At 72.9% G+C, this 10,668-nt stretch carries 10 protein-coding genes; 4 read left to right on the top strand and 6 right to left on the bottom strand.

Features of this window, described 5'->3' with window-relative positions; all coding sequences use genetic code 11:
- Positions 1-427 precede the first annotated feature (427 nt).
- Together E1281_RS31395 and thpR are read left to right on the top strand one after the other, a co-directional pair.
- On the top strand, positions 428-1,648 hold the full coding sequence (locus E1281_RS31395; protein ID WP_131883345.1) for an MFS transporter: 1,221 nt from the start codon (positions 428-430) through the stop codon (positions 1,646-1,648).
- Positions 1,649-1,700: 52 nt separating this feature from the next.
- The gene (gene thpR / locus E1281_RS31400) at positions 1,701-2,324 is read left to right on the top strand and encodes an RNA 2',3'-cyclic phosphodiesterase (RefSeq protein ID WP_131883338.1); all 624 of its coding nucleotides are present in this window, start codon (positions 1,701-1,703) and stop codon (positions 2,322-2,324) included.
- On the opposite strand, the gene E1281_RS31405 is transcribed toward thpR, so the two are convergent.
- From E1281_RS31405 to E1281_RS40660, 3 genes are all read right to left on the bottom strand, one after another.
- On the bottom strand, positions 2,261-4,459 hold the full coding sequence (locus E1281_RS31405) for a hypothetical protein (protein WP_131883339.1): 2,199 nt from the start codon (positions 4,457-4,459) through the stop codon (positions 2,261-2,263). The genes thpR and E1281_RS31405 overlap by 64 nt on opposite strands.
- Before the next feature lie 119 nt (positions 4,460-4,578).
- Positions 4,579-5,682 carry a lactonase family protein gene (locus E1281_RS31410; protein ID WP_243717626.1) on the bottom strand — a complete coding sequence of 368 codons (1,104 nt, stop codon included), beginning with the start codon at positions 5,680-5,682 and terminating at the stop codon, positions 4,579-4,581.
- A gap of 49 nt (positions 5,683-5,731) precedes the next feature.
- The gene (locus E1281_RS40660; RefSeq protein WP_165959190.1) at positions 5,732-5,956 is read right to left on the bottom strand and encodes a hypothetical protein; all 225 of its coding nucleotides are present in this window, start codon (positions 5,954-5,956) and stop codon (positions 5,732-5,734) included.
- On the opposite strand from E1281_RS40660, the gene E1281_RS31415 reads away from it, so the two are divergent.
- Positions 5,955-6,830: a hypothetical protein gene (locus tag E1281_RS31415; RefSeq protein WP_243717628.1), complete on the top strand. Its 876-nt coding sequence runs from the start codon at positions 5,955-5,957 to the stop codon at positions 6,828-6,830. The genes E1281_RS40660 and E1281_RS31415 overlap by 2 nt on opposite strands.
- Before the next feature lie 93 nt (positions 6,831-6,923).
- On the opposite strand, the gene serC is transcribed toward E1281_RS31415, so the two are convergent.
- The 3 genes from serC to E1281_RS31430 all read right to left on the bottom strand — a co-directional run bounded on the left by serC (position 6,924) and on the right by E1281_RS31430 (position 9,875).
- On the bottom strand, positions 6,924-8,060 hold the full coding sequence (gene serC / locus E1281_RS31420; protein ID WP_131883341.1) for a phosphoserine transaminase: 1,137 nt from the start codon (positions 8,058-8,060) through the stop codon (positions 6,924-6,926).
- A gap of 10 nt (positions 8,061-8,070) precedes the next feature.
- Complete coding sequence (locus tag E1281_RS31425) at positions 8,071-8,424, bottom strand: hypothetical protein (RefSeq protein WP_131883342.1); 354 nt, start codon at positions 8,422-8,424, stop codon at positions 8,071-8,073.
- Positions 8,425-8,762: 338 nt separating this feature from the next.
- Positions 8,763-9,875, bottom strand: coding sequence for a citrate synthase 2 (locus E1281_RS31430; RefSeq protein ID WP_131883343.1), 1,113 nt, complete (start codon positions 9,873-9,875; stop codon positions 8,763-8,765).
- A 127-nt stretch (positions 9,876-10,002) separates the two neighbouring features.
- Between E1281_RS31430 and pdxH the strand changes: the two genes are divergently transcribed.
- The coding region (pdxH, locus tag E1281_RS31435; RefSeq protein WP_131883344.1) for a pyridoxamine 5'-phosphate oxidase at positions 10,003-10,668 on the top strand (666 nt) is incomplete at its 3' end.

A 10,668-nucleotide genomic window follows, 5' to 3' on the forward strand; every position in this document is an offset into this window, starting at 1 on the left:
CGCCCGCCCCGGCGACCGTGGCGCCGGAGAGATCACGTTCGCCGGAGAGACCGCGTTTGCCGGAATACCCGTGGGGCAATTATCGTTAGCAGTGTTAATGACCCCCGCTAACGATGGACGCGACGAGCCCGGGGGGCCCGCGAGGCGTGGCCCGCACGGGCGGCCGCGCGTGCGCAGGAGGCGGGCGCCTGCCCTCTCCACCGCCGCCACCGCGCCGAAGAACCGGGGCTCCCTCCCGGCCACGGACCCCGAAACCGCCCGGGACGCCCCAGCCGAACCGACCGCCCGGATCGCACTGACCAAACCGGAGAGGCCGTCCGACCCGGGCGAGCCGACCGGACCGGCGAAGGCGGCCGACCCGGGGGAGCCGAACGACCCGGGGGAGGCGGCCGAGGAGGAGGAGCCCGAGGAACCGCGGACCGGGGGCATGTTCCGGTCGCTGGGGAACCGCAACTACCGGCTGTTCGCGGCGGGCCAGGTCGTCTCCAACACCGGGACGTGGATGCAGCGCGTCGCGCAGGACTGGCTCGTCCTCGAACTCGCGCACGGCAGCGGCACGGCGCTCGGCATCACCACCGGCCTCCAGTTCCTGCCGATGCTCCTGTTCGGCCTGTGGGGCGGCGTCATCGCCGACCGCTATCCCAAGCGCCGCGTCCTGGTCATGACGCAGGTGGCGATGGGCCTGCTCGCCCTGGTCCTCGGCGTCCTCGCGGTGTCCGGCCAGGCGCAGGTGTGGCACGTGTACGTGCTGGCGTTCGGGCTCGGCCTCGCGACCGTCGTCGACAACCCGACCCGCCAGTCGTTCGTGGTCGAGATGGTCGGCAGGCGGGACCTGCCGAACGCGATCGCGCTCAACAGCGCCACCTTCAACGGCGCCCGCCTGCTCGGCCCCGCGGTCGCCGGCGTGCTGATCGCCGCGATCGGCACGGGACCGGTGTTCCTGGTGAACGCGGCGTCGTTCGGCGCCGTCCTGTTCGGCCTCTACGCGATGCGGACGGGCGAGCTGTACCCGGCGGCGCCGGTGAAGCGCGCCAAGGGCCAGCTCCGCGAGGGGCTGCGCTACGTGCGCGGACGCCGCGACCTGATGCTCGTCATGGTCTTCATCGGGTTCATCGCCATGTTCGGTATGAACTTCTCCACGACGGTCGCGCTGATCGCCAAGGAGGTCTTCGGGACCGGCGCGTCGGCGTTCGGCCTGGCGTCCAGCATGCTCGCGCTCGGCGCGCTCGCCGGCGCCCTGCTGGCCGCGCGGCGGGTCGCCAGGCCGCGGCTGCGGCTGCTGGTGGCGATGGGCGTGCTGTTCGGCGTGCTGGAGGTCATCACGGGCCTGATGCCGACGTACTGGTCGTTCCTGGTACTGCTGGTCCCGACCGGGATCGTGATGATGACGATCACGACGGCGGCCAACTCCACCATCCAGCTCGGCGTCGCGCCGGAGATGCGCGGCCGGGTGATGGGCCTCTACATGCTGGTGTTCCTCGGGTCGAACCCGATCGGCGCGCCCACGGTCGGCTGGCTGGCCGAGCAGTTCGGCGCCCGGACGGCCCTCGTCCTCGGCGGCCTGATCTCCGCCCTCGCGGCGCTCGCCGTCGGCGCGGTGGCCGCACGCGGGTCGATCCGTCCGGCGCTCGCCCGGATCCGGGCGTGACAACGGGCGCCATCCGCTGAAATGCTGGCCGGGTGGCCCTCCGGACGATCCCATGAGGCTCTTCGTGGCGCTCGTACCGCCACCGGACATCCTCGACGAGCTCGAAGAGGCCGTCCTGCCGCATGCGGGCGCGATCCCCGAGCTGAGATGGGTCCGGCGCGATCTGCTGCACGTCACGCTGACGTTCCTCGGTGACGTGGACGACCGCACCCTGGACCGGCTCCTCCCCAGGCTCGAACGCGCCGTCGGCCGGCATGAGCGGATGTCGCTGTCGCTGGCCGGTGCGGGTGCGTTCCCCGGCAGCGGTGCGCACGCCCGCGTCCTGTGGACGGGCCTGTTCGGAGACCGCCGCGGCGTCGCGCGGCTGGCCGCGTCGACCACGGCCGCGGGGCGCCGCGTCGGAACGCTTCCCGACAAGCACCGCACGTTCCGTCCCCACCTGACCTTGGCGCGGTCCAGGAAGCCGGTGGACGTGCGACCACTCATCGAGTCGCTGTCGGCGTTCGCGGGCGCCGCGTGGACGTCCGACTCCGTCCACCTGATGCGCAGCCACCTTCCCGGCAAGGACTACAGCCAGGTGAGCTACGAGTCGCTGAAGACGTGGTCGCTGCGTCAGAGTTCGGGCGGCGGAGGGGCGGGACGGTCCGCGTCCGGCGGCCCCCAGGGGACGCCGTAGCGTTCGCAGGCGCGGCGCAGCTCCTCCAGGTCCGGCGGGAACGTCACCTGCCGCAGCACCCGCCCGGACGGGCCCCACACCACCAGGCGCGGCATCCGCTCGCGCGCCTCGTCGATGCCGACGCCGCCGATGCGGTCACGGGTGAGGTCCCACTCGACCCTGCCGCGCTTGGTGACGACCGCGAGCCCGGCGGACGACACGCGAAGCTGCGAACGGTTGCGGTCGTAGAGCCAGTAGCCGACGAGGCCGATGACCAGCCCCGCGGGCACGGACCAGCTCGCGGTGGCGTTGAACCCGCCCAGCTCTGGGCCGAGCCAGACCGCGCCCAGCAGCGCCACCGCCTGGCAGAGCAGCACGCTCATTCCGTACGTCCCGATACGGGAGCGCTTGGTCGCGTCGAGCAGCGCGCCCGGTGCGGTGGCCGGGCCGGGGGGCGCGGGCACGGTGAAGGCGAAGTCCGGCTCGCCGGAGCGGTCCGGCTGGGGCGCCGTGCCCTCCTGCCCGGCGCTCTGCGACGGCAGCGCGGCGGCCGCCGGCTCAGGTTCCCTGCCGGGTTCGGGGACGGTGAGCGTGGACACCGCCGAGTGGAACGCCGCGCTCAGGTAGGCGTCGTACTCGGCGTCGTTCACCGGCAGCCCGGCGCGGCGGGCCGAGTCGCGCAGGTCGGTGCGGGAGATCCGCAGCGCCGACAGGGGCGCGGCGAAGAACTCGTCGCCGTCGGTGTCGTACAGCCGGACCCACGCGTGCCCGGCGATCGTCAGCAGTTCGATGGCGCCGATGCGGTCCTCGGGCATCTTCAGCACGACGTCGCCCGCGGCGTCGGCCCAGCCGAGCCCGCCGTCGGCGACGACCAGCCGGCCTCCGGGCACCTGGGCGAAGATCTCCGGCAGCCCCTCCAGCCCGTAGTCGGGACGGCGCGGCGCCCGCGCGCCCGGCGTGATCACGCGGTAGCCGTGGTCGTCGAGGGCGTGCGCGAGCTGGAAGCCGTCCAGTCCGTGCGCGGGCAGCCGGGCGACCAGCTCCAGCCGGTGCCCGAACGCGAGCGCGGCGAGGTCGGCGCGGCGCGGCTCGCCGCTCACCGGGTCCAGCCGCAGGCCGGGGCCGACGACGACCGCGGCGACGTCGACCGCCGACAGGTTCTGGGCCTCGCGGCGGCGGCCGGGACGGGCCCGTACCAGCAGCCGCTCCGCCGTGATCGTCCAGCGGACCTGGGCGGCGCGCAGCAGCCGGCGGCGCGCCGCGAGCACGCCCGCGATCGCGGCCAGGACCCAGCAGCCCGCGGCGAGCCGCGCACCGAACTCGCCCGTCCCGTCCAGCGCGATCCGGACGATCATGACGGTGCCGAGCAGCGCGGTCAGCGCGCCGAGCAGCACGATCCGGCGGCGGCTCGGCAGCGGCTCCGGCGTGTCCAGCCGCTGCTCCCTGCCTCTGGTCCTGCCGCCCGCCCTTCCCCGGGGCCCGCGCCCGCGACGTGCGGGCCGGCCCCCGTCCTCTGTGGAGGGCTCCTCGGGCGGCTCAGGAGACGTCTGAAGGGACGGCTCGTGGGCCGCGGCGAGCAGTGCCGCCTCCTGGTCCAGGAGGCGCTTCTCCGCCGCGTGGTCGCGCGGCAGGGCGCTTTCTCCTGGGACGACCTCATCCAGCTCTGGGATGCGCAGGGCCTCGTCCAGCGCGGGGTCCAGGAGGTCGGTGGCTTCTCCGTCCAGGACGTGCATGGGGATCCCGAGCCGCCGGGCCGTCACGAACACGGCGAGCGGCTCCAGGCCCATCGCGGTCATCCCGCCCACCGCGGTACGGCCGAACCGGTGGAAGACGGTCAGGACGCCGTCGCCGGTCGTGACGGCCAGCGCGTCGATCCGGGACCGCTCGTAGGAGACCATGGTCAGCCCGCCCGGCCCGATCCGTTCGAGACCCGCCGCCGACAGCCTCCAGTACGGCCTGGAACGCCGCAGGCGCGCCTCCGGGACGGCGCCGAGCACCCACGGGACGGCCGCGACGGTGCCGATCACCGCGGCCCACAGCCACACCGGGTTGATCGGCAGCAGCGCCAGCGCCACCGCCAGGAGGGTGAACGGACCCGCGGCGACGGGGCGCCACCGGCCACCAGGACCCGCGAGGCCCACCAGCTCATGCTCCACAGTCCGCATCCTCACACGGGTCCCCGCGGGACCGTCGCCTCCTTCCAGCATCCGGTCGCCCTTCGACACCGACATCCATCGTGCCGGTCAGGTCGGCCTGTTCGCTCCCGTCACCCGGATCACTTCCGTCCAGCGGGCCCCCCGCGCTTGCGCGTCAGGCCGTAGGCGACCGCCCCGGCGATCGCCAGCGCGAGGAAGAGGCCCACCCTCGGCCCGGCGGCGTCCTTGCGCCCCTCCTCGGCGTTCTCCGTCGTGCTCGTCGTCCCGGCGTCCTTCGTGGCGGACGGCGACGGCAGCGCCTCCTCCGGCAACGGGATCCGGTAGACGGGCTGGTCCGTGCCCTCCGACCCCGCCAGGATCGACCGGCCGTCGGCCGTGAAGGTCACCGACTCGCCCTGCTCCTGCCGGGGCACGCCGATCGACGTCAGCGACTTGCCGGGGCGGCCGTCCGCGTCCACCGAGTAGAGGCGGGCGCCGAAGTAGGTCCGGATCACGCAGAGGCGCCCGTCGGGCGAGAACGCGCCGTCGGTCGCGATGGACGGCGCGTCGGAGACCTCGCGCATCGTGTTGAAGCCGCTCGTCCGCAGCCTCTTCGGGCCCTCGTACACCTTGCCGCCGAACAGCTTGCTGGCGATGTAGATCCGGTTGGTGCGCGGGTTGATCATGAAGGTCTCGGCGTTGCGCGGCCCGTCCTCGTACTTGATCTTGAAGGCGGTGGCGCGGATCGTCTGGCTGCGCAGCCGGGACGGCTCGGGGATCCGGTACACGGTCACGTACGGCCAGGCGCCGCCGAGGTTGTCGCCGATGTCGGCCACGAAGATCGACGGACGGCCGCGCCCGTCCTCGCCGATCGCCATGCCCTCCCAGTCGCGGGCCTGCGCGCCGCCGAGCGTCAGCGCCGCCCTGACCCGTCCGTCCGTGCCGAGCGCGTAGATCGTCGGGACGCCGCCCGAGTCGTTGTGCGTGTAGACGACGCCCTGGTGCCGCCTGCTGACCGCGAGGCCGCTGGACTCGGTGATCCGCTCGTCCTGGATCCTGAAGGCCACCTCCTCGTCCGGCGCGGCGGCCGCCTGGTGCGAAGGGGTCCGGTGCGCGGGGGCCGCGGACGCGGCGGCGGACGGGAGGCAGACGAACGCCGCGGCGAGGAGGAGCGCCGTACCGGCACGGAGCACGCGATGGCGCCGGGCCGGACGCGGTGACCCCCGGAACGGACGCAATGCCATGGCCTGATCATCCCCGTTCCGCGCCCCGCCGATCATGTGACCCGCGTCATCAGTTCAGCAGCGCACCGACGACCACTGCCAGCACGAGCGCGGTCAGCACGGTGGGAAGCAGCCATTGGGGCGCGCGGTTCACGCTGCCGAGCCTATTCGTCTCCGCGCATGATCCGAACCGTCCGCCCATGATCTGCATCTCACCCTGCATGTGCGGATTGTTCGGGATGGTGCGTTCGCCGTTCGCCTCCGACGCGGGACCGGCGTCGGACGTGTTCGTCATGCTGGGGATGCTCGCCGAGGAGCGCGGCACGGACTCGGCCGGCCTGGCGCTCCTCGGCGCCTGGCCGGGGACCGGCGGCGACCGCTGCCGGGTGCTGAAGGGCCGCGGCCGCTTCTCGGGGATCTGGCGCCCGGAACTGCTCCCCGAGCTCGACCGCGCGCCGGTCGCCCTCGGCCACACCCGCTGGGCGACGCAGGGCTCCCCGGCCGAGCCGGGCAACGCCAGCCCGATGATCGTCCCCGGTGCCGCCGCCTTCACCGATCCCGGCACGGGGTCGGTTCGGACGAAGGCGCCCGCCGGTGTGGTGGCCATGCACAACGGCGACATCGACGCCGGTGACCTGCGGTCGCGGTTCGCGCTGCCGCCCGCGTCCGGGACGACCGACAGCGAGCCGATCTTCCAGCTGCTCGCCGGATGCACAAGCCCGTCCGAGGTGACGCGGGTGCTCGAAGCGGTGGTCGGCCGGGCCGCGCTGGTCTGGGTGCACCGCGACCGCCCGACCGAGGTCCATCTGGCCCGCGCCGCGCTGAGCCCGCTCACCGTGGCCGTCGACACCGAGCAGAACATCTACTGGGCGTCCAACCCGCGCTGGTTCCGGGAGGCGGAGAGGAACACGCGGGTGGAGTTCGCCACGGCGGTGATGCTCCGCGAGGGCACCTACCTGAAGGTCGGCATGGAGCGGCGTCCCGGACGCCGGGACCGGCCCGAGGTCCTCGCGACGGACGCGTTCCTGCCCACAGCCAGGGACACCGACATGGACGACCGCGTCTGGACGGGTTTCGCTCGCGCCGACGAGGAATGCGACCGCGCCGGCCTGAGTCACCGCGTGGTGGAGCGGGCGGGCGGCACCGGCGGCCTGCCGGCCGTCGCCTGAGACGGGAGACCCCGGAGGCCCGGCGCGGTACCTCCGGGGTCTTCCCCGTCTGAAGCGCTCTTTCTGAAGGCGCTCGCCTTGCAGCCGCTCCGGCTAGAGCCTCTCGACCACGTAGTCGACGCAGGCCGTCAGGGCCTCGACGTCGCCGGGGTCGATGGCGGGGAACATGCCGATGCGCAGCTGGTTGCGGCCCAGCTTCCGGTACGGCTCGGTGTCCACGATCCCGTTGGCGCGCAGCACCTTGGCGACCGCGGCGGCGTCGACGTCGTCGTTGAAGTCGACCGTGCCGACCACCTGCGAACGCTGCGCCGGGTCGACGACGAACGGCGTCGTGTACGAGGTCTTCTCCGCCCACGTGTAGAGCCGCTGCGACGAATCGGCGGTACGGGACGTCGTCCAGTCCAGGCCGCCCTGGCCGTTCATCCACTCGATCTGCTCGGCGAGGAGCAGCAGCGTCGCCACGGCGGGCGTGTTGTAGGTCTGGTCCTTGGCGGAGTTGTCCACCGCCGTCTTCAGGTTGAGGAACTCCGGGACGTACCGGTCGGAATCGGCGATCTCGTCGATCCGCTCCAGCGCCGCCGGGGACGCGAGCGCCAACCACAGGCCGCCGTCCGCCGCGAAGCACTTCTGCGGCGCGAAGTAGTAGACGTCGGTCTCGGCCACGTCCACGGGCAGGCCGCCCGCGCCCGACGTCGCGTCCACCAGCACGAGCCCGTCGCGCGCGGTCGTACCCGCGGGGCGCCTGATCGGCATCGCGACGCCGGTCGAGGTCTCGTTGTGGGTGAGGGCGTAGACGTCCACGCTCTCCTCGGCGGACGCCTCCGGGTGCGTTCCGGGGGAGGCGGTGATGATGGTCGGGTCCCCCAGCCAGGGCGCGCTCGCCGTGACCTTGGCGAACTTGCTGGAGAACTCGCCGAACGTCAGATGCTGCGACCGCTGCCGGACGAGGCCGAACGCCGCGGCGTCCCAGAAGGCGGTCGTGCCGCCGTTGCTGAGCAGGACCTCGTATCCGTCGGGCAGCGAGAAGAGCTGGGACAGGCCCTCCCGGACCCTTCCGACCAGGGACTTGACCGGCTTCTGCCGGTGCGAGGTGCCCATGTACGCGGTGCCGGATTCGGCGAGCGCGGCGAGCTGCTCGGGACGGACCTTCGACGGTCCGCACCCGAACCGGCCGTCGGCGGGCTTGAGATCGGCGGGTATGTCAATGGCTGGATTCGCGCTGTCGGTCACTCGAAGAAGGCTACTTCACCCGCCGCCAGGCCCAGGTAACCAGGGTCAACAGCGCGACGCCGCAGACGCCGGCGACGACCGCGGGCGGGTAGACCCAGTCGTCGCCCCTGGAGCGCGCCGCCACGGCGGTGCGCACCGAGTCGTAGGTCAGGAACGCCAGGAACAGCGCGGCGACCGCGACGGCGACCCGCCCCGACACGGCGTTGGTGCGCCGCCGCCGCTCCTCCCGCTCCGCCTCGTACCGCCGCAACTCCTCGGCGACACGAGCCCTCTCGGCACCAGCCGTCTCAGCGGACCGTGAAGCACCGACACCGGCCGCAGGCCCGATATCCCCCTCAAGGGGCTCGTCACGGTCTTCACTCATGGCGCCAATGATGACAAACGACCGAACTCGATGTTCGGCCGCCGGGCGGATCTACCCGCCTGGCAGCATTCACGATCACAACGACCCCAGCCACCACCGCAACCACGCAACAACCCAAACCGTTGCGATCGCGTCCGAAGGCAGGTTTCGAGCGAAGCGAGAAACCTGATCGCGCAGCGAGCCGCCAAGGCGAGTTCGGAGCGATGCAGCGATCGCACCGTAGTTCCCGCCGAAGGAGGGCCCCCAGGGCCCGACCGCCAAGGGAACTGCAATGAATAAGGCCCCCGGTCGGCGGACCGGGGGCCTCAGGCGCGTACGGGGGGCGGGGGATCGGCCGGTCAGGCGGCCTGGCGCTTGAGGGCCTCCGCTGCTCCGGTCACGTCGTCGATCGCCCGGCTTCCCGGGCCGGTGTACTTGGCGCTCGGACGGACGAGGCGGCCGGTGCGCTTCTGCTCCAGGATGTGCGCCGCCCAGCCGGCGGTGCGGCCACAGGTGAACATCGCGGGCATCATCGAGGTCGGGACCTCGGCGAAGTCCAGGATGACCGCGGCCCAGAACTCCACGTTCGTCTCGATCGGGCGGTCCGGGCGGCGCTCGCGCAGCTCGGCCAGGGCGGCGTCCTCCAGTGCCTTGGCGGCCTCGAAGCGCGGCGCGTCCAGCTCCCTGGCGGTGCGGCGCAGGACGCGGGCGCGCGGGTCTTCGGCGCGGTAGACGCGGTGGCCGAAGCCCATCAGCCGCTCGCCGGAGTCGAGGATGCCGGTGACGACCTTGCGGGCGTCGCCGAGCTGCTCGACCTTCTCGATCATCGGGACCACCCGGGCGGGGGCGCCGCCGTGCAGCGGACCGGACATCGCGCCGATCGCGCCGGACATGCTGGCCGCGACGTCCGCCCCGGTGGAGGCGATCACCCGCGCGGTGAACGTGGAGGCGTTCATGCCGTGCTCGGCGGCGGAGACCCAGTACGCGTCGATGGCCCGCACGTGCTTCGGGTCGGGCTCACCGCGCCAGCGGACCATGAACCGCTCGGTGATCGTCCTGGCCGCGTCGATCCTGTCCTGCGGAACCATCGGGACGCCGATGCCGCGCGCGGACTGGGCGACGAACGACAGCGCCGTCACCGACACCCGGGCGAGGTCGGTGCGGGCCTCCTCGTCGGAGATGTCGAGCAGCGGGCGCATCCCGTAGGCGGGAGCCAGGGTGGGGAGGGCGCTCTGCACGTCCACCCGTACGTCGCCGGAGGTGACCGGCAGAACGTGCGGGTCGGCGGGCGCCAGTCCGGGGTCGAAGCTGTCGTCCACCAGGAGGCCCCAGGCGTCCCCGAAGGAGACGCGGCCGACGAGCTCCTCGATGTCCACGCCCCGGTAGCGGAGGGCGCCGCCCTCCTTGTCCGGTTCGGCGATCTCGGTCTCGAAGGCCACGACCCCCTCGAGACCAGGTTTGAAATCGGACATGTCGTCCTGCCTTTCGTCCCCGAGAAGTGATAAGGCGGTGCCGTGCCATTGAACCTTGTCCGCCTTACTTGCCAGTACCCAGGGGTCAGGTGAGTTGCACAAGTCCCAGGTGGGAGGCTCAGACGCTGTGGATTCCCCAACGCCCGACCCGGCACGGCTCCGAAGATCCTACGAAGGGGGCGAATTGGCGGAACCGTCGCTCCCCGCCGACCCGCTCGCGCTGTTCGCCGCGTGGTTCGCCGACGTGCATACCTTCGGCCTCGCCGAGCCGAACGCGATGGTGCTGGCCACGGCGTCCGGCGACGGCGTCCCGAGCGCCCGGACCGTCCTGCTGAAGGGGTACGGGCCGCAGGGGTTCCGCTTCTTCACGAACCTGACGTCCCACAAGGGGCGCGATCTCGCGGAGAACCCGCGTGCGGCGCTGGTCTTCCCCTGGCACGCGATGCACCGGCAGGTGCGTGTCGCCGGTCCGGTGGCCGAGCTGTCGCGGGAGGAGTCCGCCGCCTACTTCCGGACGCGCCCGTACGGGTCGCGGCTGGGCGCGTGGGCGAGCGAGCGCCAGTCGGACGTCATCCCCGGGCGGGACGTGCTGGAGCGCAGCTGGGCCGAGCTGGCCGAACGCTGGCCGGACGCGGGCGGGCCCGACGCCGTCCCGCTGCCGGACTTCTGGGGCGGCTACCGGCTCGTTCCGGAGTCGATCGAGTTCTGGCAGGGCCGCCGAGACCGGCTCCACGACCGCATCCGTTACCAAAGAGCGGTTCCGGGGGGTGTGGGGGGTCGTCCCCCCTCGGAC

The sequence above is a fragment of the Actinomadura sp. KC345 genome (genome assembly GCF_004348515.1).
GTDB lineage: Bacteria > Actinomycetota > Actinomycetes > Streptosporangiales > Streptosporangiaceae > Spirillospora.